The following is a 21135-nucleotide window of genomic DNA, read 5'->3' on the forward strand; positions in this document are numbered from 1 at the left end:
ATTGCTTTGTTAGGGAGGGATTTTCTTGAAAGCATGGATGTTTGCGTAAAGGAGATCGCTAATGGAGCTGAAAGATATAAATCAGGTGCTGGTTGTGGGCGGCGGCACCATGGGGCGGCAGATTGCATTTCAGTGTGCGGCTCACGGATACTTTGTCACAATCTATGATATATCCGCGGAGGTCTTGCAGGCGACCCAGAAGCGGATTGGGGCCTACGCGGATTATCTCGTGGCCGAAGGTCATATACAACCGCAGGCGGCGAAAAGGGCAATCAACCGTATTTCGATCAGTACCGATGCCCGCCAGGCGGCCAATGCGGACCTGCTCTGCGAAGCGGTGCCCGAGGATCCTGCCTTAAAGGGTGAGGTGTTCGCCCGTTTCGATCGCTATTGTCCGCAGCGCACCATTTTTTCCACCAATGCTTCGTTGCTCGTGCCTTCCCAGATTGCAAAGGCCACGGGTCGTCCTGACCGTTTTCTGGCGTTGCATTTTCACCAGCCGGTCTGGGTCGGAAACCTGGCGGATGTCATGCCCCATGCGGGCACCTCGTCGGAGGTAGTCAAGGTGGTGCACGATTTTGCCAAATCGATCAACCAGATCCCGCTGGTGTTGAACAAAGAAAATTTCGGCTATGTTTTCAACGCCATGTACAGTGGCTTGAACAGTGCCGCCATTACCTTGGCCGCCAACGGGGTTGCGGCCGTGCCGGATATCGATCGGGCATGGATGACCGTGATGAAGATGCCCAAAGGGCCCTTGGGTATGCTTGACGTGATGGGGCTGGATACGGTGTGGCAGGTAACGGACTACTGGGGCAAAACGACTAGGGACGCGCAAACCATTAAAAACGCCAGCTATCTCAAAGAGGAATATCTTGAAAAGGGCTGGCTGGGCGTTAAGACCGGGCGTGGGTTTTATTCCTACCCGCATCCCGCATATCAGGATCCGAAGTTTATTCATGGAGGCAGAATATAGCAACGTCATCCCTGTTCGTTGATCCTGCGGTAGGGAGTGCATGCAGACGTGCTGAAGGCCGGGGGCTTTGTGTTATGGAAATAAAAGATCTTGGCGTTATGCCTTATGCCGAGGCATATGCTTTACAGGAACAATTGGTCCGGGATATTGCAGCCGGCTCCGCCCCGGAAACCCTGCTGCTGGTGGAACATCCGCCTGTTTATACCCTGGGGCGCAGCGGTCACATGGAAAACCTGCTGGATGACAGCATCGAGGTGGTCAGCATCAATCGCGGCGGCGACATTACCTACCATGCTCCCGGCCAGTTGGTCGGGTACCCCTTGTTGAATCTCGGTCTTCGCGGCAGGGATCTGCGTCATTATCTGCGTTTTCTCGAAGAGGTACTCATCGCCGCCGCCGCCGATACGGGGGTGGAAGGTTTTCGTCGCGAGGGTAAAACCGGCGTCTGGACCGAACAAGGCAAGCTGGCCTCCATTGGCGCTGGGGCGCGACGCTGGGTAACCATGCACGGATTCGCCCTGAATGTTTGCCTGGATCTGTCAGGTTTCTCTCGTATCCATCCGTGCGGGATCGTCGGTTGTACCATGACCTCCCTGCAGCAGATAACCGGACAGCCGGTTTCCATGGCTCAGGTCAAAGCTCGGGTGGTTTATCATTTTCAATCCTTGCTGAAGACCTGGCTGCCACTGGCCCAGGTTGCGACCCTTTGAGTCGCCGGTGCCTATGTCTGTGACTGTGGATCTTCATTTTGAGATGCTGGGAGAGGGACCCGACCTGGTTATCCTCCACGGCCTTTTCGGGTCCCTCGATAATTGGCGCGGTCCTGCGCGTCTGCTGGCCCGGCATTTTCGTGTCTGGCTGGTCGATCAGCGCAATCACGGCCGATCGCCTCACCATGAAGAGTTTGATTATGGTGTCATGGCGGAAGATCTTCGTGCGTTTCTGGACAAGCATGCTCTACGGCGCGTGCATCTGCTGGGACATTCCATGGGCGGCAAGGCCGCCATGTTGTTTGCGGATCGATATCCTGAGCGTGTCGATCGTCTGATCGTAGAGGACATGGGGCCCGGGGCCTATGCTCCGCGCCATGAAGCGGTATTCAGGGGGTTGCTGAATATCTCCCTGTCGCAGCTGGAAAGCCGACGCGAAGCCGAGAAATTGTTGCGTCAAGACGTGCCGGAGGCCGAAGTACGCGGTTTTTTGTTGAAAAACCTTTATCGGCAAAAGGACGGTGCATGGAACTGGCACTGCAATTTGAAGATACTTTTTGCCAGTTATCGGCATTTGTTGTCGGCGCTACCTCTGGGCGGGCCGGTACTTTGTCCGACGCTGTTTGTCAGGGGGGAGCTGTCCGAATACCTCGATCCTTCCCGGGAGGATGCACTGTTCCCATTGTTCGTTCATCGTCGATTCACGACCATCCAGGGAGCCGGCCATTGGGTCCATGCCGAACAGCCCGCAGCTTTTTTAACGGCGGTGGAATCCTTTTTGCTGGATGGTTAAGATCCGGGTCGTCGCACATCCTCTCCCTTTTTGGTTCGTCTTGTTTTCAATGACCCGCTTCTGGCCGGATGATCTTATCCTTCCCAGAACAAGTAGTGGGGGTTGTCCGACAGAAAGGCCAGGCATTCCTCCAGGGTTCCGGTGATATCCAGATATTCCCATCGCTCCAGATTGTGAAAATAGGCCATGCGCCATACGCCTGGCGGATCGTCGGCAATCAGCCGGGCAAAACATTCCCCTTCTTTACACAGATGCAGTTCGTTGTCTTCGATATGAATATCGAATTGAGAAAGGTGCGGGTCGGCCAAGGCGATGCGCCTGGCTTTTGCGAGCATGTTTTTCATGATGTTCTCCCCGTGCCAAATGGTTTGTCCTGTTTGTCCTGTTTGTCCTCTCGATGGTCCATACTGCAGCATCTTGCGGCTCTTCGTGTCTCGGTCTTTTAGGTGTGGCTGCCTTCGTGAAAAAGCGAAGGGCCCGTTGCCATTCCCGGGTGGCAGCTGACGGCTTGATCTTCAATCAGCGCAGCGGTTTCCAAACAGGCTTCTGGCAATCAATGCCAGAAGCAGCAGGGCGCTGATGACCGCCAGGGGGTTGCCGGTTTCTGTTTCGGCGGTCGAGACCCATTGGGTGATGTCGATGGAAAGCAGGGCATACACACGGTTCAGCAGCCAGCCGATCAGCAGGGAGGTGCTGGCGATGGTCGCCAGGTAGATGAGGGTGACTTTTTTGCCCCAGAATTTGCTGATAACGGTGATGGTTGCGGCGTTGGTCGCCGGGCCTGCCAGTAAAAAGACCAGGGCGGCGCCTGGGGAAAGCCCTTTCAGAACCATGGCCGCGGCTATGGGTGTCGAAGCGCTGGCGCAGATATAAAGCGGGATGCCGACCACCAGCATGATGAACAGCGAAGACCATTCACCCTGCAGATGCTGTGCAAAAAACGAGGCCGGCAGCAGATAGGAGATGACGCCGCTGATGAGTATGCCAATCAGCAGCCACGTACCGATATCGCCGAGCAGATCGCCAAAAGCGAAACGCATGCCTTTGGTCAGTTTGCTTTTCATGGAGGCACCCGTTGGGTGTTGGTGCCCCTTGCAGCACGCATCCTGACAGGTACTGCCTGTGTCGGCTTCGGTATAGGCGGGAAGACCTGTCTTGTCTTCGGGCAACAGATTGATGAACAGGCCGGTAACGGTCGCGGACAATAGCGCGGCGACGGGGCGTGCAATGGTCATCAGGGGGTCGAGGAGTGCCCAGGTAATGGCGATGGAGTCGACACCCGATTCCGGTGTGGAGATCAGGAAGGCGGCCGAGGCTCCTTTACTGGCTCCCTGCTTGCGAAGTCCGATGGCTGCCGGGATGACACCGCAGGAACATAAGGGCAGGGGGATACCCAGTAGCGAAGCTTTGATGACGGATCCGCTGCTGCTTTTGCCAAGATGGCGGGCGACGAAATTTTCGGGAATCAGGGCTTTTAAGAGACCGGCCGCCAAAAAACCGAAAAGGACGAAGGGGGCTGCCTCAACCAGTAGTCTCCAGCTTTCGGTAATGATGCCTGTCAGCAGGGCGATCATATCGGCCTCTCTTTGTCATGTGCAGGTTAACGGCGGTCCTTGGCGGTAGGATAGATCGATGGTCCGCCTGTTTATTACATTATAGTCGTTTGCTTTATAACGCCAACAGGACTTTTTCTGCTATGCGGTTCCCAGGTCGATGTTTTCCGTGGGAATCGTGCCGATAGCGTGGCTCGGTAGTACCGCTCAAGGGTGAGCCCGCGAAAAGAATTCGTCCCGAAGGGGGGCGGGGAAGGAAATAAGGGGTTGCGCAGGAGGTTTATCGGGCGTATTATTATCCATTCGCCTGAGCTGTACCGTCGTTAATCTGATGCCTGACCGGAACGGGTGACGATATCTTCCCTGAAGAGGGAGGGTGTTGAAAAAGTTGACTTTTTATAATCATTGTACTAAGGGTAAAAGATTGAATTCCGATCTTGCCTGGGGGTGATTGCCGAAAACGAAGCCTTGAGATTCGTTGCGCCTGATTTTTGGGGCGCTTTCGATGTTGTTTCTGGCGGTTTTTGAGCGGAACCCATATCAATCGATCCGGGCGCCGACAGCGGTTCGGTCTTTTCGGATTGGTGCTATGCATAAAACAGGGGTCGCGTTGAAAAGCGGATCCCTCTCCCCCATGAGGTTTGCGACCAATCGGCCGGATTTTAAGCGATTCTGCTATGGGCGATCAACCTGTCATGTAGGCACCGGACGGGCTTTTCGGCAAAATCCAGATTCCCGGCAAACCTGGCCCGGCGACGGAAACAGCCGGTTCCGCCAAAGGTGATGCTTCGGTGTGTCCTCCCTGTAGCGTTTGTGAAAACCACGTTGCTGAAGCATGTCAGTATGGCCGGCGTTATCACGGCTTTCTTTCGTTGGTTGAGCGGGAGAATGATTTGTCAGGCCATTGCTCGGTGTATAGGTGGCATCGCCGAAATGGTTGGTATGTTGGTTGCATTTAATGGTCGCTGGGGGTACGGTTTTGTTGCCGACTGGGGCAACAGGTTTTTGCGATTCGATTATTTACGCATTCAAGCGTTTTGAACTTTGTTGTGAAGCACTACACAGGAGGCTTTCGTCCATTGAACGTCATTCGGCAGCTGAACTCTGGGGTAAATGCGGCCAAAAGCCTGGATGATGGCATAGAGAGCGCCATCGAATGGCTGGCCGAGAACCAGGACAAAGAGGGGTTCTGGGTCGGCATGCTGGAATCGAACTCGTGTATCGAGGCCGAGTGGATTCTGGCTATGCATTTGCTTGGAGTCAAAGACGATCCCAAATACGACAAGGTTGTGCAGGCCATACTCAATGAGCAGCGTGAAGACGGTTCCTGGGCAGTCTATTACGATGCGCCGGCTGGCGATATCAATGCAACGGTCGAAGCCTATGCCGCTTTGCGCACTGCTGGCTTCGGTGCCGGCGACGAGCGGCTGATCAAGGCGCGTAACTGGATATTCTCCCATGGCGGATTGAAAAACGTACGTGTTTTTACCCGCTACTGGCTTGCCCTGATCGGTGAATGGCCCTGGGACGAAACGCCTGCCTTGGCCCCGGAAATCATATACTTGCCCGCCTGGTGCCCACTCAATATTTACGATTTCGCCTGCTGGGCACGTGCCACCCTGGTACCGTTGAGCGTTCTTTCGGTTCGGCGTCCAGTGAAGCCCCTTCCCGCCGAAAGTCGGCTGGACGAGTTGTTCCCCGAGGGGCGAGAAAACGCCGACTACAGCTTGCCCGAGAGCGAGAAGGGACTGGCGGAACGTTTTTTTCTGGTGGTGGACTGGTTCCTGAAAAAATACAACCGGCTGCCCATGCAGTTCGGCCGCGAAAAAGCTATCCGCCTGTGCCTGGAATGGATCGTTCGCCATCAGGATTACGATGGCGGCTGGGGCGGTATTCAGCCGCCGTTGATCTATTCCCTGATCGCCCTGAATACGGAAGGCTACGGGATTAACCACCCGGTAATCAGCAAGGGGCTGGATGCTTTCAATCCCCCCTGGGCCTATGAGAAAAACGGCGGTGTTTACCTGCAGTGCAGTGAGTCTCCGGTGTGGGACACTCTGTTTACCATGTTGGCCTTGTTTGAAAGCGGGTGCAGCTTCGACGATACCCCCATGATGCGCCCGGCTCTTGACTGGATTCTCAGCAAACAGATTACCAGCTGGGGTGATTGGCAGGTTAAAGTACGGGGGGTCCGCCCTGGTGGTTGGGCTTTCGAAAGGGCCAATACGGCCTATCCCGATGTCGACGATACGGCCTTGGCGCTGGTGGTGTTGGCTGAGGCTCGACGCCACGTGAAGGATTCGGCAGCCGTCGATGCCGCCCTGGAGCGTGCCGAGGAGTGGATTCTCGGTCTGCAATGCAGGAACGGCGGCTGGGCGGCTTTCGATCGCGACAATAACAGTGCCATCGTCACCAAAATCCCTTTCTGCGATTTCGGTGAAGTGCTTGATCCGCCCAGTGTCGACGTTACCGCCCATGTGGTTGAGGCGCTTGCCGCGCTCGGCCGGGACCGGCACGATCCGGTTGTGGCGAGGGCTCTCAAGTATATCCGCAGTGAGCAGGAGCCCGGAGGTAGCTGGTTCGGACGCTGGGGCGTCAATCACATCTATGGCACCTGTGCCGTGCTGCCTGCGCTGGCCGCCATTGGCGAGGATATGAGGGCGCCTTATGTGCTGCGTGCCGCGGATTGGCTGGTCCGGCACCAGAATGACGACGGTGGCTGGGGGGAAAGCTGCGCATCCTACATGGATGACAGTCAGTGCGGACAAGGTTCCAGTACCGCCTCTCAGACCGGTTGGGCATTGATGGCGCTGGTGGCCATGAGTAGTCATGATTACGATGAGGCCATACGCAGGGGGCTCGATTATCTGCTGTCCCATCAAAAATCCGGGACGTGGGATGAGCCGCAGTATACCGGTACCGGTTTTCCAGGCTATGGCGTGGGCGAGCGTACCAACCTCAAGGAAGCCGGCGCCACGCTCGATCAGGGCTGTGAACTGGCGCGCGGATTCATGATCAATTACAACATGTACCGGCATTATTTCCCGCTCATAGCCATGGCCCGCGCACGCCGCCACCTGGGGCTGGCGGCCAATCCCCGGCACCAGGATTCTCGCAGCTCGGTAGAAGTCGCGCCTGAGGCGCTGCGTGGCAGAGCCTGCGGGTGAACCTTTGATGGGCTCGCATAAGTATAAGTATAAGCCGTCCGCATATGCGGGCGGCTTTTTTAATATGCGGCGCTGACGATCCTTTGCGCGGCGGGCGCTTGCGCAAGTCCGGCGGGCTGATTACATTGTGTGCAGGTGTGTTAAGCTTTTGGGGGCTGGCCTTGTCGGAGGCCTTTTTTGCGGTGCGAAACGGGTCTTACCCATAGGGTCAGGCTCAGGTGGTGTCAGACAGGGGAAGGGTCACTTATGGAAGAGCAGAGCATGGAGCAAAGTCATGGGGCGCTGCCGGTTCCTGCACCGGACCTTGTTATTGCCGAGGGCCCTGGGGGGCACTGGCGGGTAAAGTCCCTTTCGGGCTCCCTGGCCCGGCTGCTCGGCCTCGATGTATCGCTGGCAGTGGGGCGCTTCGCAGATCAGCTGTTGCCTGGCAGCGTTCCCTCGCTGGAGGACCTGGCCCGGGATGCGGTTTCCGCCGGGCGCGCTTTGCTGGGGATTCGGGTTCGGCTGGGAGCGCAACCTGATCTGTGGTCTATCGATGTGCGGCCTTTGGGGCTTGATGAAGCGTTCCGCGCTCACGAGGTGGCGATTGTTTTTCGGCAGCTTGAGGTTTCCGGCAAGGAAGCGCCTGTTTCCCTTTACGGCATGGTGGGCAACAGCCCGGCTATACGCGAGGTGTTTCGCAAAATCGCCTTGTTTGCCCCATCCGATGCGGCGGTCGTGATCACCGGTGAGACGGGGACCGGCAAGGAGTTGGTGGCGCGGGCGCTGCACGACCAGAGCCTCCGCCCGGAAGGTCCTTTTGTCGCGGTCAATTGTTCGGCCATCTCCGATGAACTTCTCGAATCGGAATTGTTCGGCCATGAAAAAGGCGCCTTTACCGGCGCGTTGCGCAGTCACCGGGGGCGCTTCGAGCGCGCTGACGGCGGTACGCTGTTCCTCGATGAAGCCGGGGATATGCCCTTGAATACCCAGGCCAAGCTGCTACGCGTGCTGGAGGAAGGGATGATCGAGCGGGTTGGCGCGGAGCGGCAGCAGCGGGTCGATGTGCGTATTGTGGCCGCGACCAACGTGCCCCTTGAGCAGGCGGTGGGCATGGGGCGTTTTCGTGCCGATCTTTATCACCGCATCTCCGTGCTGCGTATCCATCTGCCTCCCTTGCGTGAGCGTGCCGAAGATATCCCCCATCTGGTTGAACATTTTCTTAAACTCTTTGCCCGCAAGTACGGGCGTCGCGTTTATCGCCTGACGCCGGAAGCGGTAAACCTGCTGCGTTCCTATTTGTGGCCTGGCAACATACGCGAGTTGCGTAATGTTCTGGAGCGGGTTTTTATCGAGAACCGGGCCGATGTGATCGGTGCGCGGGCTTTTGGCGAATGGATTCGGGAGCGTCAGGATTTTCTGGTGGAGTCCCGGGGGCAAACGGTTTCGGAACGGGATTTTGTGCCCGCGATGGTTTTGCCTCATCGCGAAGTGCGGGATGAGGCCGCTGGATCCGGCCCGGATCCGACTGTACTTGAAGCCGAATTTTATGCCGGGGAAGAGCGCCGTCGTTCGACGCGTCCTGTCAATCTTACTGTGGAAGAGGTCGCTCGCGCCTATTGCGATGCCGGGGGGAATCTGGCCGACGCAGCCAGGCGCCTCGGGGTGCATCGCGCCACCCTGTATCGTTATATGAAAAAACTGGGATTGTCGCGCGCGACCTTGGAGCGACAATGCGAACGGTAAGTGTTGCAAGCAAAAGGTTGCGACGTTGCAAATAGGGGTTGCGACACTCGTTGGCGACGTCGCAAATAGCGGGTGTTGTCTTTAAGGTTGTGTAACTACCTGTAATAACGTTTCTTTTCGTCCTCATCGGAGTTGGCACGATGGTTGTTATAAGGAATGGCGTAACAGGCAACAAAGCTGAAGCCATCATCAAACCAACTTGAAGGAGGACACTATGGCTACATGGAACGTTTATAGGGAAATGGAAAATCTGCGCCGTGAAATCGATGATGCTTTTCGCGGGTTCGGAGGGCGTGGGTTGTTCGGGCCGTCTTTTCACGCCGGACGAGGGCTTCGTCGCCAACCGGCCATGAATCTGTACGGCGATGCGGAAAACCTCTATGTCGAAGTGCTGGTGCCCGGGATTGCGCCGGACAAACTCGATTTAACGGTGCAGGAAAATGTCCTGACGGTCAGCGGAGAGCGTACCGTCGTCGAGGATAAGGAGCGCACCTGGCATCGACGCGAACGGGATAACGGCAAGTTCGTACGTACCCTGGAGTTGCCGGTCGATGTCGATGGCGATCATGTGAAGGCCATCTGTAAAAATGGTCTGCTGACCATTACGCTGCCCAAGGCGGCTGCGGCCCGCCCCAGGAAAATCAGCGTCGATGTCGGCTGATATGCATCCCGGACCATTTCGCCTTTTACTTGACGACATAAAGGAGTTTCACCATGACCGATAAAAATATTACCGTAACCCGGAAAGATCAAAGAAAAGACCTCAGCCGTGAAGAAACGCGGGCACCGGAACGCTACGCCATCCCAACCGTCGATATTCTCGAAGGCGTCGATGGTCTGACCATGTATATCGACCTTCCCGGAGTGGCGCGCGACGATTTGACCATCGATCTGGAGCAAGGGGTCCTTACGATCGAAGGCCGGGTGAATTCCGAGGCTCCCGCGGAGGATATTTATCGGGAATTTACCCTGGCGCGTTTTTACCGGCAGTTTCGGATTCCCGAAGGCATCGACCAGGAGAAGGTCACCGCAGCTTATACCAACGGTGTTCTTAACCTGCTGTTGCCGCGTGCCGAAGCGGCTAAACCGCGGCGGATCGAAATCGCCTCGGGCGAGTGATAAGGAAAGCGGAGTATCCCCTGTTTCAAGGGGACGGTTTCGCAGCCAGGTTGCAAAAAGGAGCTGACTTTTTATGGATATTAACAAGATGACTCAAAAAACCCAGGAGGCTTTGCAGGCGGCGCAGGATATCGCTTTAAAACGCGGCCATGTGGAAGTCGACGGGGAACATCTGCTGGCCGCCCTCTTGGAACAGGAGGGCGGCCTGGTGCCGCGCCTGCTGCAGAAAATGGATGTGCAGGTCGGCAACCTGGCGGCGGCTGTTAAAAAGGAACTGGACCGTCGTGCCAGCGTTTCAGGGCCGGGGGTTGAAGGCGGCAAGGTGTATGTCACCCAGCGTCTTAACCGATTGCTGCTCAAGGCTGAAGAAGAGGCCAGGCATCTGCGTGACGATTATGTCAGTGTTGAACATCTTTTGCTGGCCATGGTGGGTGAAGGCGATGCAACCGCGCTCGGCAAGCTGTTCAAGCAGTTCAATATCCATCGGGACCGCCTGCTGGAGGCCCTGACAGCCATTAGGGGGCACCAGCGGGTGACCAGTCCCGAACCGGAGAGTACCTACGAGGCCTTGGAAAAATATGGCCGGGATCTGGTGCAGGAGGTGCAGAAGGGCAAGCTCGATCCGGTGATCGGTCGTGATGCCGAAATCCGGCGGGTGATTCGTATTCTGTCCCGTAAAACCAAAAATAATCCGGTACTTATCGGCGAACCGGGGGTGGGCAAAACCGCTATCGTCGAAGGTCTGGCCCATCGCATCGTGCGCGGCGACGTGCCTGAGGGCCTCAAGAACAAGACCGTTTTCGCCCTCGATATGGGCGCGTTGGTGGCCGGCGCCAAATTCCGCGGGGAATTTGAAGAACGCCTAAAGGCGGTACTCAACGAGATCCGTTCCAGCGAAGGGCGTATCCTTCTTTTCATCGATGAGTTGCATACTATCGTCGGTGCCGGCAAGGCTGAAGGCTCGATGGATGCCGGCAATATGCTCAAGCCGATGCTGGCTCGCGGCGAGTTGCATTGCATCGGTGCCACTACCCTCGATGAATATCGCAAATATATCGAAAAGGATGCGGCGCTTGAACGGCGTTTTCAGCCGGTGGTGGTCGATCAACCGACGGTGGAGGATACCATCAGCATTCTTCGTGGCCTCAAGGAGCGTTTTGAAGTGTTCCACGGGGTGCGCATCCAGGATAATGCTTTGGTGGCTTCGGCCATACTGAGCAACCGCTATATCTCCGACCGTTTTTTGCCCGACAAAGCCATCGACCTGGTGGATGAGGCGTGCGCCACGATCCGCACCGAGATCGATTCGTTGCCGGCGGAACTCGACGAAGTGACCCGTCGGGTCATGCAATTGGAGATCGAAGAGGCCGCTCTTAAAAAAGAAAAGGATGCGGCCAGTCAGGCACGTCTGGAGACGTTGCGCAAGGAACTGGCCGACCTCAAGCATCAGGCGGATGTTCTGACCGCCCAATGGGATAAGGAAAAAGGCGCCATCAAGGGGGTGCAGGGGCTGCGTGAGCAGATCGAGCAGGTGCGGCAGCAGATCGAGGTCGCCGAGCGCAATTACGATCTGAATCGGGCGGCGGAGCTCAAACATGGGCAGCTTCCCGAGCTGGAGCGGCGCCTGCACGAGCAGGAGCATGATTCTGCTGACGAGACCGGCGGTGCCCGGTTGTTGCGTGAGGAAGTCACGGAAGAGGAAATCGCCGAGATCATTTCACGCTGGACCGGTATCCCCGTGACGCGGCTGGTCGAAGGCGAGCGGGAAAAATTGCTCAAGCTGGATGAGGTGTTGCACCGACGGGTGGTCGGTCAGGACGAAGCGGTGCAGTTGGTGGCGGATGCGGTGATTCGTGCGCGCGCCGGGATCAAGGATCCGCGTCGCCCCATCGGCTCGTTTATCTTTCTGGGACCGACAGGCGTCGGCAAGACCGAACTGGCGCGCACGCTGGCCGAAGCCCTGTTCGACAGCGAAGACAACATGGTCCGTATCGACATGTCCGAATACATGGAAAAACACACCGTCAGTCGTCTGATCGGGGCGCCTCCGGGCTATGTCGGTTACGAGGAAGGTGGCCAGCTGACGGAGGCGGTGCGCCGTAAACCCTATTCGGTCATTCTTTTCGATGAGATCGAGAAGGCGCATCACGACGTGTTCAACGTCCTGCTGCAGATTCTTGACGACGGGCGCGTGACCGATGCTCAGGGGCGCACCATCGATTTCAAGAATACTGTGATCATCCTGACCTCCAATATCGGCTCGCAACATCTGCTGGAGGGCGTCAGCCCCGAAGGAGAGATTCGCGAAGAAGCCGGCAAGGCGGTGATGAACGAATTGCGGCACCATTTCCGCCCGGAATTCCTTAACCGGGTGGACGATATCGTCATGTTCAAACCCCTCTCCCGCGAGGAGATCAAACAGATCATCCATCTGTTGGCGGCTGATTTACGTAAGCGTCTGGCGGATCGCCGGATTGAACTCGAGCTTACCGAAGCGGCCTGCGATTTTATCGCCGGCGAGGCCTACGATCCGGTCTTTGGTGCCCGGCCCTTGAAGCGTTATTTGCAGCATCATCTCGAAACCCGCATCGGGCGGGCCCTGATCGGTGGGGATATTCACGAAGGCGCCACGATCGCTGTTGACGTGCAGGACGGTGAGCTGGTGGTGACCCCGCGGAACCCAGAAGCTTAAATGTGAAAGTAAGGAGCCCCGCTTATCCGGCGGGGCTCCTTACTTTAAAAGATAGCTACCCGTTTTTTGCTGCGGGGGCGGCGTGACCTGTCGGATGCTGTCACTAGTCACTAGTCACTAGTCACTAGTCACTAGTCACTAGTCACTAGTCACTAGTCCCTTGTCCCTTGTCCCTTGTCCCTTGTCCCTTGTCCCTTGTCCCTTGTCCCTTGTCCCTTGTCACTCCTCACTCCTCACTCCTCACTCCTCACTCCTCACTCCTCCGTTTCAAACTTATACCCGACCCCGTAAACCGATCGAATAAGGTCTACGCCCGGTGATGCGGTGTCCATTTTCTTGCGCAATTTTTTGATATGGCTGTCGATGGTGCGGTCGGACACGATCCGCCGGTCGGCGTAAATGCGGTCCATGAGTTGTTCCCGGGAAAAGATGCGCCCGGGGTGAGCCGCAAGATGTTGCAACAGTTTGAACTCGACCGCCGTAAGGTCGAGTTTGCAGCCATTGAGATTGGCGTGCAGACTGGCTTCTTCAAGCGTCAATCCCTGACTGTGCAGATTGGACTGGCCGCCGCTGCGTCGCAGTACCGCTTTGACGCGGGCAACCACTTCGCGGGGGCTGAAGGGTTTGCAGATATAGTCGTCGGCGCCCAGTTCCAGTCCCAAAAGCCGATCTATTTCCTCGATGCGGGCTGTCACCATAATAATCGGCACATCGGAAAACCCTCTTATTTCCTTGCATATTTCCATGCCGTCGCGACCTGGCAGCATGAGGTCGAGCAAAATCAAGGAAGGATGATTATCCCTTACCCAGGATACAACGGGAAGGCCGTCTGCAAGGATATGGGGCTCAAAGTTTGCCTGCCGCAGGTAGTCTGCCAGAAGGGAGGACAGGCGGCTTTCGTCTTCGACAATCAATATCCGTTCGTTCATGATTCTATCCACTCCTTGGCAGGGTTACGACGACCCAAAGGCCGCCCAGAGTCGATGGGCGGGCTTCGATGCTACCGTTATGAGCCTCGACAATATTTTTGCACAGGGCCAGGCCGAGGCCGGCGCCGCCGTGTTTGCGGTTGCGAGAGCCTTCGACCCGAAACAGGCGCTCAAAGAGGCGGCCCAGGGTTTCGGGCGGAACCCCCGGTGCGGAATCACGAAAATTCAATTGAACCGCATGTTCCAGGATCTCGATGGTGACCTGCAGTTGGCCGTTGGCATCCGTGTAGCGGAGGCTGTTTTCCAGAAGATTGGAAAACAGCTGGCTCAGGCGTTCGGGATCGCCATGAATAAACAGATCCTCAGGTTGTGCTGATGGTGCCAGCAGCGACAATCCCTTTTCGGTGAATTGGGGCAGGTGGGCATCAAGAGACTGCTGCAGCACTTCCATCAGGTCGATGTCGGTTTTCCTGTATTGCAACGCTCCGATGTCGCTGAGGGACAGTTCGTAAAGGTCGCTCACCAGGCGCTCGAGGCGCAACACTTCGCTGTGCAGGGTGTCCAGGGTCTGCGGTGTCAGTAAGCGCACTCCGTCCTGTACGGCTTCGACCTCTCCCCTTAAAACGGCCAGGGGTGTGCGGAGTTCATGGGAAATATCCGCCACCCAGCGGCGGCGCATGTGTTCGTTGCTTTCGAGGGTTTTGGCCAGTGAATTGAAGTCGCGGGCCAGTTGCCCCAGTTCGTCGCCGGATTTTGCCTCGACCCGAATGTCGTAGTTTCCAGCCGCTAAACGATGGGTGGCTGTCGCCAGGGTGGTGATGCGTTTTACCATGCGCCGGGACAGCGGCAGCGAAAGCAGGGCCGCCGCTGTAGTTACGATGAGGGAAATGATGGCCATGGAACGACGTTGTTCCTGGGCAAAGCGTTGCTGGTGGGGATCGATAATGATTTTCGGTGGGGTCAGCCCCAGATAACCGATGATTTGATGATCGATGGCCAGGGGCGAAAAGCGGGGCTTGTCGCCGGGAGCCAGGGAGCTGAAAATCGGTTTTTTGCCAGCGTCCAGCAGGGTGACGCGCCAGTCGAAGTTCTGTTGCATCGGGGGCGGCGGTACATGGGGTAACGGCCGTTCGGGAGGGGGGGGCTCCAGCCATCGACTTCGGTCCTCGGACAGCATGGCGGGAAAAGGTTTTTCGTGGCGGCAGGATAGCAGCATGTGCATCCAGAGGCGGCGATTGTTGCGCAGAAAGTCCCAGTTGCCATGGTCTTGATAGGCAGTTTCAAGCATGGCTTCCAGGCGCACGAGCCGTTCCTGTTCCGTGGTGTTGACGTAGCGTAACAGGCTGCGTTCAAAACTGAATTTGGTGATGAAAAACATACTTGCGACCACCAGCCCGGCGGCGGCAAGAAAAGCGAGGAATAATCGGTGCTTGATACTTAGTTTCATGGCAAGGCCTTAAGGATTCGAAGTGAGGGGGCCGCCAGAGCATGGAAAGTCCGACAGGCGCCCGGTTTCTTCTAATAGCACATTCGGTGTTCGACCACTAGCTGTACCCCCGTTAAGTCGTTGATTTCCCTATTTCTTGCATATTTTATCCACCTTGCCGCAGTACCCTTGAAGGCACGCAAGGATGCGATGGCATCCAGCGCTGGTTCGAAAAATCACTCTAACATAAGGAGACACAAATGCGTTGCAGGGTTTTGAAGTGGATGCTGCCGGGATTGCTTATGCTCGCGATGTTGCCATCCTCGACTCTGGCCTTTGACGGGGCGGAAGACGGACGTCGGTTCCGCCAACCTCCCCCGGAAGCTTATGAGGCCTGCAAGGGTAAGGAGGAGGGAGCCAAGGTCACACTGAAAGGTCCGCATGGGGAAACCATGAAGGGCGTGTGCAAGGAACAGGGCGATCGGCTGGTCGCGGTTCCGGCCGATCGTCCGCCGGCGCCGAGAGAACGGCAATGACTTCTGAGATAACCGGCGAAACCGAATCAAGGTGAGAAAGGGGACAAAAATGCAGAAGCAACTGATTGTGACGGTATTGTGCGGCACTTTATTGCTGGCTGGTACAGCTGTTCTGGCGGAGCAGGGCGGTATGCCGAATGCTCGATTTGAGGGGCCGCAGCAGGGTCGCACCATGTGTGCGCGCGGAGAGGCTCCCCAAGAGCATGACATGCGCATGCTTGAATGCCTGGATTTAAGCGCAGCACAGCGTAAAGAGGTCAAAAAACTGCGTGATGAAAGCTTTAAACTCGCCGAAAAATGGCATGAGAAGATGGCAGAGGTACGAAGAAAGCTGCGCCGGGCTTCCGCGCCGAAAACCTTTGACGAGAAGCAGCTGCGCACGCTGGTGGCGGAAAAATCACGTATCGAAGCGGATCTTATGGTCGATCGTGCCGGGACTCGGGCCCGTATCTATGCCCTGCTGACCCCCGAACAGCAGGAACTGGCCGATCTGGCGGACAAGTTGCGTCAATTGCAGGGCCATGGCCCCGGAGCTCCGGGGCGGCCTGTGCCCCTGGGGATGATGAATCCCGGGGCAGACGGGAAACGATGATAAAACCAGACTGGAAGCAGGCGGTTCCGGGGTGTGCCGAGGAACCGTCTGCTCTTTGCCGGGGCCGTCAGCCCCGGCATTCTCGTATCGGTTCTTTGTTTATTCCGCCAAGCAGCCGGAAGGCGCTGAATTACATGGATATGCATAAGATGGAAACTGGCGGTCTGACGGTTTTGGGGCTGGTCTTTGCTTTGTTGGTGATCTTGTCCCTGCCGTGCGTGGCGGCAGAGCAAAGTACGACCCTGACGTTGAAACAGGCGCTGGGCGTTGCCTTGAAGCATAACCAAGCGCTGCGCCTGAGCGCTGACGAAGTGCGATCGGCCCGTGTCGCGCTACGGCAGCAAAAGGACGATTTTCTTCCGGAAGCCAGCCTGGAGGCGACCGCCGGAGGTGGCCATGAGCAAGGGGCCGTCGGATCCGATCGCAACTACCACGCACTGTCGGCGGAGGTTGCGGTTAAAGTTAACCTGTTTAATGGATTTGCCGATCAGGCCGCCCTGGACCAGGCCGATAAGAATCTGTCCGCCAGACAGCAGGATTTAAACCGACAGCAACAGACCCTGGTGTTCGATACCGTCAGTGCCTATCTGGATGCGGTGAAGAGTCTGGAGCAGATTCAGGTGGCACAACAAACGCTGGAGGACAACCGGCGGCAACTTGCCGATATCGAAGCGTACCACCGGGTCGGGCGACGGCCCATTACCGATGTTTACAAGCAGCGGGCCGAAACGGCCCAGGCCCGTTCCGATCTGTTGACCGCGCAACGCGATTATGCGGTAAGCAAGCTGGCGCTTAAGCAGGTTCTTGGAGTCGAGGCAACGACAGACTATGAGGTCGTACTGCCGGAAGATGTCGCCTTGCGTCTGGCGCCATCCACCGATCTCGAGAGCCTGCTTGGTCTGGCCAGAAAACAACGTCCGGACTTGTTGGCCAGAGAGAAAGAGCGGCTGGCCGCCGAGGCGCAGGTCAAGGTGGCAAAAGCGGGTGCCTGGCCGACAGTCGATTTGTCGGCCGGAGTCGGTACAGGCTACGACAGCCGCAGCGATAGCGCCTTCGGTAGTCAGATGGATGAAGATAATTTATATGGCAAGGCCAGTGTCGATCTGAATATTCCTTTGTTTGATCGTCATCTGACCCGTAATGAGGTAGCGCAGGCGCGCATCAATCGCCACAGCATCGATGTGGAGTGGGAACAGTTGCAGTGCCAGGTCGAGGTTGAAATCGGACAGGCGCTCCAGGAATATTTAACGGCTCTTGATCAGCTCGAGGTTGCCAGGGCACAGCTCACCTATGCCCAGGACGCCCTCGATTCCACCCGCCAGCGCTATCGTGTCGGTGCGGCGACGCTGACCGAGTTGACAGATGCCCGTTCCACATTTGTCGAGTCCCGGTATGCCTTGCTCGAAGCGCAAATCGACCGGATGATGCGTACCGTTGCCATGGCCTATTATCGTGGGGATTTGAGCGAGCGATCGTTTGTCGGGGAAGGTGACGTATGAAGCGCTGGTTGCCAGAAAAACTAATGACAACGGTGAAGGTTTTGTTGATTGTCTGCGGAGGATATTATCTGCTGATGCTTGGCTTCGGCTTCGCCGCACAACCGGATGGCCCTCCTCCGGCGGCGCTACAGACCGGAAAGGTCTCGCGTGGCAGCATGGAGGTTACGGTGGCCTGTACCGGCAGCTTGAAGGCGGTTGGTACGGTGGAGGTCGGCACCGAGGTTTCCGGTACCATCGGCAAAGTGCTGGTCGACTATAATGACCGGGTGCGTAAAGGACAGGTGCTGGCCGAACTCGATCTGGAATTGTTCAAAAACGCTGTGGACGAGGCCGAAGCCAATCAGATGGGTGCCGAAGCGCTGTATCGGCAGGCGCTCTCCGAATATCGACGCAATCAGCCGCTGCACCAGCAGGGCCATCTCTCCGATCAGGAATTTCTTGAGTACCGGACAGCGTTGGCCACCACCGGCGCCGATCTGCAATCCAGTAAAGCGACCCTGGCCAAAGCGCGGACCAATCTGCGCAAGGCGCGTATTCTGTCTCCCATCGACGGCACCGTGATCGAAAGGGAAATCGAGGTGGGCCAGACCGTGGCGGCCAGTTACAGTACTCCGACCCTGTTTATTCTGGCCGAGGATCTGGCCCGTATGGAAATCGAAGCCGATGTCGATGAAAGCGACATCGGGCTGATCCGCAAAGGACAAAAAGTCCGTTTTACGGTACAGGCGTATCCTGATCGTCAGTTTCACGGTGAGGTGACGCAGATTCGCCTGAACCCTACCGAGGAGTCGAACGTGGTGACCTATACCGTGGTGGTGGCCGCTCTTAATGATGGGGGGCTGCTGTTGCCGGGCATGACCGCCACCGCCGATTTTATCGTCGACGTGGAGGATGACGCCCTGCTGGTTCCCAACGCGGCATTGCAGTTTGCCGCCCGTCGGCATCCCTCCGCGAAAGATGCAGCGGTGTTGGTGCTGGAAGATGGGGGGCGTTTGCGGCGTTTGGCCGTTGTAAGCGGTCTTTCCGATGGCGTGCAGACGACGGTATTGACTGAGGGCCTTACGGAGGGAATGGTGGTGGCGACTGGGGAGGCATCTTCGGAAGAGCGCTCGGGCGGCAGCCTTTTTTCCCGATTGATGCCTCATCCGCGGCATGGACCGAAGCCTGAGGGGAGACCATGAAACCGATTCAACTGGAGCATATTTGCAAAACCTTTCATCTGGGGGATTCCCGGGTCAAGGCTCTGGACGACGTGAGCCTGACCGTCGAGAAGGGTGAGTTTGCAGCCGTGATCGGGGCCTCCGGCTCGGGCAAGTCGACTTTGATGAATGTGGTCGGTTGTCTCGACCGCGCCGACAGCGGTCGCTATCTGCTGGAGGGGCAGTCGGTGGGCGATATGGATCGACACCGGCTGGCCGATATTCGCAATCAGCGTATCGGATTCGTATTCCAGGGGTTCAATTTATTGGCGCGCACCACCGCACTGGAAAATGTCGTATTGCCGTTGCTCTATTATCGTGGCCATCTAACCGCTGCCGAAGCGCAACAGCGGGCGGTGGAGGCCCTGCATAAAGTAGGGTTGGCCGATCGCATGCATCACGAACCGAATCAGTTGTCCGGTGGCCAACAACAACGTGTCGCCATCGCGCGGGCACTGGTTAACGATCCGGCCATTATTCTGGCCGACGAACCGACCGGGAACCTGGATAGTCGCACGACTCTGGATGTTCTGACTCTGTTCCAGGAGCTCAACGACAGCGGCATCACCATGGTGCTGGTGACCCATGAAGCCGAGGTGGCCGAACACGCCAGGCGCGTGGTCGAAATGCAGGACGGGCGGATACGCAGGGATTTCGAGGTGAACAACCGTCGGCGTGCCGGTACAGTGGCTATTCCCGGAAGTTCGTTGTCATGAAATGGCAAAAACTGGTTGCGGTGGCCTTGCGCAGTCTTACCCGAAATCGTATGCGCAGTCTGTTGACCATGCTGGGCATTATCATCGGTGTGGGATCCGTCATCGCCCTGGTGGCCCTGGGCGAAGGGTCGCAGGCTGATATCGCGGCTGAAATAGATTCCATGGGTACCAACCTCATTATCGTTGTACCCGAAAGTGCCGACAGTCACGGGGTTCGGGGCGCAGCCGGTTCCTCCACCAGTCTGTCGTTGGAAGATGCCGATGCTATCCGCGCGGAGGCGCTGGCGGTAGCCAATGTTTCTGCGGAAATTCGTCTGTCCGAGCAGGTTGTGGCCGGAAACAGTAACTGGAATACATCGGTGCAGGGCGTCAGCCAGACCTTTCCGTTGATTCGCAACTATGCCGTAGTGCGGGGATCGTTTTTTTCATTACGTGATGTCAAAGCCAAGGCCAAGCTGGCGGTGCTTGGGCAGACCGTGGTTGATAAGCTGTTTGCCGGTCAGAACCCCGTGGGGCAGCGTATTCGTATTCGTAATGTTCCGTTTAAGGTCATTGGGGTGCTGGGCGAAAAGGGCCAGAACGGGATGGGAGACGATCAGGATGACGTGATTCTGGTACCGGCGCCGACGGCTTTGTATCGGTTGTCGGACGGGAAAACGGTGCGTGGTATTCTGGTTAGCGCCTCGACTCCCGCTGAGGTCGAAGCGGCCAAAGCGCAGGTTAGGGCGGTGTTGCGCAAAACACATGGTTTGCGCGATGAACAGCCCGACGATTTCGCGCTGCGCGAACAGTCGGAAATCACCGCCATGGCATCCCAGGTCACCGGTGCCTTGACCCTGCTGCTGAGCGCCATTGCCGGGGTTTCTCTGCTGGTCGGAGGAATTGGGGTGATGAATATCATGCTGGTATCGGTGACCGAGCGAACGCGGGAGATAGGTATCCGATTGGCGATAGGTGCTCGCAGTGGGGATGTTCTGCTGCAGTTTCTTATCGAGGCGGTGATTCTGTGTTTGTGCGGAGGATTGATCGGGATCGTAGTGGGGCTTGGGGCGGCTTTTTCGCTGGGACAGATGATGGGTACCGCCGTGGTGGCGAATCCTGCCGTTATTCTCCTGAGCGTCGGTTTTACTCTGGTCGTGGGCGTGTTTTTCGGTTTCTATCCCGCGCGCAAGGCGGCTAATCTCAATCCCATAGAGGCTTTACGATATGAATAATCGGCATCGGTCGGTGAGGCCGGATGGCCATGCGGTTTGAACCATTCAAAATAGTTCTTGCTATTTTCCGGTGGCTGGAATAAATTCACCCGTTCAGCGTAAACGCCCTCAGCGGATCTCCTCTGCCATTTTTGCGAAAAGCAAGCAGTATTGGCCCTTCCCGCTCTATCGATCTCTAGCCCTTCCTGCCTTCAGTGGTGTCTGAAGAAGCGTGCAGCAATTTCAGGTTGGCGACGATGCGTTAATGCCCGACCTGTATATGCTCCGGCCCTTGGTGTCTGGGACGGTT

Annotated in this window: 19 protein-coding genes; 15 read left to right on the forward strand and 4 right to left on the reverse strand. The window is 57.0% G+C overall.

Features of this window, described 5'->3' with window-relative positions; genetic code table 11:
- Nucleotides 1-61 precede the first annotated feature (61 nt).
- From PCAR_RS02420 to PCAR_RS02430, 3 genes are all read left to right on the forward strand, one after another.
- A complete protein-coding gene (locus PCAR_RS02420; protein WP_011340028.1) occupies nucleotides 62-976 on the forward strand; it encodes a 3-hydroxyacyl-CoA dehydrogenase in 915 nt (304 codons plus the stop codon).
- Nucleotides 977-1050: 74 nt separating this feature from the next.
- Nucleotides 1051-1686, forward strand: coding sequence for a lipoyl(octanoyl) transferase LipB (gene lipB, locus PCAR_RS02425; protein ID WP_011340029.1), 636 nt, complete (start codon nucleotides 1051-1053; stop codon nucleotides 1684-1686).
- A 19-nt stretch (nucleotides 1687-1705) separates the two neighbouring features.
- Nucleotides 1706-2479 (forward strand): alpha/beta fold hydrolase, encoded by a 774-nt coding sequence (locus tag PCAR_RS02430; RefSeq protein ID WP_220431701.1) that lies wholly within the window; start codon nucleotides 1706-1708, stop codon nucleotides 2477-2479.
- A gap of 74 nt (nucleotides 2480-2553) precedes the next feature.
- On the opposite strand, the gene PCAR_RS02435 is transcribed toward PCAR_RS02430, so the two are convergent.
- Together PCAR_RS02435 and PCAR_RS02440 are read right to left on the reverse strand one after the other, a co-directional pair.
- Nucleotides 2554-2823, reverse strand: coding sequence for a hypothetical protein (locus tag PCAR_RS02435; protein ID WP_011340031.1), 270 nt, complete (start codon nucleotides 2821-2823; stop codon nucleotides 2554-2556).
- A 171-nt stretch (nucleotides 2824-2994) separates the two neighbouring features.
- Nucleotides 2995-4053: an SO_0444 family Cu/Zn efflux transporter gene (locus PCAR_RS02440; protein WP_011340032.1), complete on the reverse strand. Its 1059-nt coding sequence runs from the start codon at nucleotides 4051-4053 to the stop codon at nucleotides 2995-2997.
- Nucleotides 4054-4875: 822 nt separating this feature from the next.
- On the opposite strand from PCAR_RS02440, the gene PCAR_RS02445 reads away from it, so the two are divergent.
- From PCAR_RS02445 to clpB, 6 genes are all read left to right on the forward strand, one after another.
- Nucleotides 4876-5073, forward strand: coding sequence for a hypothetical protein (locus PCAR_RS02445; protein ID WP_148204283.1), 198 nt, complete (start codon nucleotides 4876-4878; stop codon nucleotides 5071-5073).
- 38 nt (nucleotides 5074-5111) lie between these two features.
- Complete coding sequence (gene shc / locus PCAR_RS02450) at nucleotides 5112-7199, forward strand: squalene--hopene cyclase (RefSeq protein WP_011340035.1); 2088 nt, start codon at nucleotides 5112-5114, stop codon at nucleotides 7197-7199.
- 246 nt (nucleotides 7200-7445) lie between these two features.
- Nucleotides 7446-8924 carry a sigma-54 interaction domain-containing protein gene (locus tag PCAR_RS02455; protein ID WP_011340036.1) on the forward strand — a complete coding sequence of 493 codons (1479 nt, stop codon included), beginning with the start codon at nucleotides 7446-7448 and terminating at the stop codon, nucleotides 8922-8924.
- A gap of 214 nt (nucleotides 8925-9138) precedes the next feature.
- Entirely contained in the window at nucleotides 9139-9585 is a 447-nt protein-coding gene (locus tag PCAR_RS02460) for an Hsp20/alpha crystallin family protein (protein WP_011340037.1), read from the forward strand.
- 53 nt (nucleotides 9586-9638) lie between these two features.
- Nucleotides 9639-10043, forward strand: a complete 405-nt coding sequence (locus PCAR_RS02465; protein WP_011340038.1) for an Hsp20/alpha crystallin family protein — start codon at nucleotides 9639-9641, stop codon at nucleotides 10041-10043.
- Between the two features lie 73 nt (nucleotides 10044-10116).
- Nucleotides 10117-12735: an ATP-dependent chaperone ClpB gene (clpB, locus tag PCAR_RS02470; RefSeq protein ID WP_011340039.1), complete on the forward strand. Its 2619-nt coding sequence runs from the start codon at nucleotides 10117-10119 to the stop codon at nucleotides 12733-12735.
- Between the two features lie 254 nt (nucleotides 12736-12989).
- Here clpB and PCAR_RS02475 read toward each other — a convergent pair whose 3' ends face one another.
- Complete coding sequence (locus PCAR_RS02475; protein WP_011340040.1) at nucleotides 12990-13664, reverse strand: response regulator; 675 nt, start codon at nucleotides 13662-13664, stop codon at nucleotides 12990-12992.
- Nucleotides 13665-13668: 4 nt separating this feature from the next.
- Complete coding sequence (locus tag PCAR_RS02480) at nucleotides 13669-15111, reverse strand: ATP-binding protein (RefSeq protein ID WP_011340041.1); 1443 nt, start codon at nucleotides 15109-15111, stop codon at nucleotides 13669-13671.
- A 239-nt stretch (nucleotides 15112-15350) separates the two neighbouring features.
- Here PCAR_RS02480 and PCAR_RS02485 point away from each other — a divergent pair, with 239 nt between their 5' ends.
- The 6 genes from PCAR_RS02485 to PCAR_RS02510 all read left to right on the forward strand — a co-directional run bounded on the left by PCAR_RS02485 (nucleotide 15351) and on the right by PCAR_RS02510 (nucleotide 20846).
- Entirely contained in the window at nucleotides 15351-15626 is a 276-nt protein-coding gene (locus tag PCAR_RS02485; protein WP_011340042.1) for a hypothetical protein, read from the forward strand.
- A gap of 49 nt (nucleotides 15627-15675) precedes the next feature.
- Nucleotides 15676-16218: a Spy/CpxP family protein refolding chaperone gene (locus PCAR_RS02490; protein ID WP_011340043.1), complete on the forward strand. Its 543-nt coding sequence runs from the start codon at nucleotides 15676-15678 to the stop codon at nucleotides 16216-16218.
- A 134-nt stretch (nucleotides 16219-16352) separates the two neighbouring features.
- Nucleotides 16353-17717, forward strand: a complete 1365-nt coding sequence (locus PCAR_RS02495) for a TolC family protein (RefSeq protein WP_011340044.1) — start codon at nucleotides 16353-16355, stop codon at nucleotides 17715-17717.
- Complete coding sequence (locus PCAR_RS02500; RefSeq protein WP_011340045.1) at nucleotides 17714-18898, forward strand: efflux RND transporter periplasmic adaptor subunit; 1185 nt, start codon at nucleotides 17714-17716, stop codon at nucleotides 18896-18898. Before PCAR_RS02495 ends, PCAR_RS02500 begins: the two co-directional genes overlap by 4 nt.
- Nucleotides 18895-19632 carry an ABC transporter ATP-binding protein gene (locus tag PCAR_RS02505; RefSeq protein ID WP_011340046.1) on the forward strand — a complete coding sequence of 246 codons (738 nt, stop codon included), beginning with the start codon at nucleotides 18895-18897 and terminating at the stop codon, nucleotides 19630-19632. The genes PCAR_RS02500 and PCAR_RS02505 overlap by 4 nt, the downstream gene beginning before the upstream one ends.
- The gene (locus tag PCAR_RS02510) at nucleotides 19629-20846 is read left to right on the forward strand and encodes an ABC transporter permease (RefSeq protein ID WP_011340047.1); all 1218 of its coding nucleotides are present in this window, start codon (nucleotides 19629-19631) and stop codon (nucleotides 20844-20846) included. The genes PCAR_RS02505 and PCAR_RS02510 overlap by 4 nt, the downstream gene beginning before the upstream one ends.
- Nucleotides 20847-21135 lie beyond the last annotated feature (289 nt).

This window comes from Syntrophotalea carbinolica DSM 2380, from assembly GCF_000012885.1.
GTDB lineage: Bacteria > Desulfobacterota > Desulfuromonadia > Desulfuromonadales > Syntrophotaleaceae > Syntrophotalea > Syntrophotalea carbinolica.

Excerpts from the sequence above, each read along its gene's own strand:
- PCAR_RS02420 (WP_011340028.1), top strand. The coding sequence starts at position 62 with ATGGAGCTGAAAGATATAAATCAGGTGCTGGTTGTGGGCGGCGGCACC.
- lipB (WP_011340029.1), top strand. The coding sequence starts at position 1,051 with ATGGAAATAAAAGATCTTGGCGTTATGCCTTATGCCGAGGCATATGCT.
- PCAR_RS02435 (WP_011340031.1), bottom strand. The coding sequence starts at position 2,823 with ATGAAAAACATGCTCGCAAAAGCCAGGCGCATCGCCTTGGCCGACCCG.
- PCAR_RS02440 (WP_011340032.1), bottom strand. The coding sequence starts at position 4,053 with ATGATCGCCCTGCTGACAGGCATCATTACCGAAAGCTGGAGACTACTG.
- PCAR_RS02445 (WP_148204283.1), top strand. The coding sequence starts at position 4,876 with ATGGCCGGCGTTATCACGGCTTTCTTTCGTTGGTTGAGCGGGAGAATG.
- PCAR_RS02455 (WP_011340036.1), top strand. The coding sequence starts at position 7,446 with ATGGAAGAGCAGAGCATGGAGCAAAGTCATGGGGCGCTGCCGGTTCCT.
- PCAR_RS02460 (WP_011340037.1), top strand. The coding sequence starts at position 9,139 with ATGGCTACATGGAACGTTTATAGGGAAATGGAAAATCTGCGCCGTGAA.
- PCAR_RS02465 (WP_011340038.1), top strand. The coding sequence starts at position 9,639 with ATGACCGATAAAAATATTACCGTAACCCGGAAAGATCAAAGAAAAGAC.
- clpB (WP_011340039.1), top strand. The coding sequence starts at position 10,117 with ATGGATATTAACAAGATGACTCAAAAAACCCAGGAGGCTTTGCAGGCG.
- PCAR_RS02475 (WP_011340040.1), bottom strand. The coding sequence starts at position 13,664 with ATGAACGAACGGATATTGATTGTCGAAGACGAAAGCCGCCTGTCCTCC.
- PCAR_RS02480 (WP_011340041.1), bottom strand. The coding sequence starts at position 15,111 with ATGAAACTAAGTATCAAGCACCGATTATTCCTCGCTTTTCTTGCCGCC.
- PCAR_RS02485 (WP_011340042.1), top strand. The coding sequence starts at position 15,351 with ATGCGTTGCAGGGTTTTGAAGTGGATGCTGCCGGGATTGCTTATGCTC.
- PCAR_RS02490 (WP_011340043.1), top strand. The coding sequence starts at position 15,676 with ATGCAGAAGCAACTGATTGTGACGGTATTGTGCGGCACTTTATTGCTG.
- PCAR_RS02495 (WP_011340044.1), top strand. The coding sequence starts at position 16,353 with ATGGATATGCATAAGATGGAAACTGGCGGTCTGACGGTTTTGGGGCTG.
- PCAR_RS02500 (WP_011340045.1), top strand. The coding sequence starts at position 17,714 with ATGAAGCGCTGGTTGCCAGAAAAACTAATGACAACGGTGAAGGTTTTG.
- PCAR_RS02505 (WP_011340046.1), top strand. The coding sequence starts at position 18,895 with ATGAAACCGATTCAACTGGAGCATATTTGCAAAACCTTTCATCTGGGG.
- PCAR_RS02510 (WP_011340047.1), top strand. The coding sequence starts at position 19,629 with ATGAAATGGCAAAAACTGGTTGCGGTGGCCTTGCGCAGTCTTACCCGA.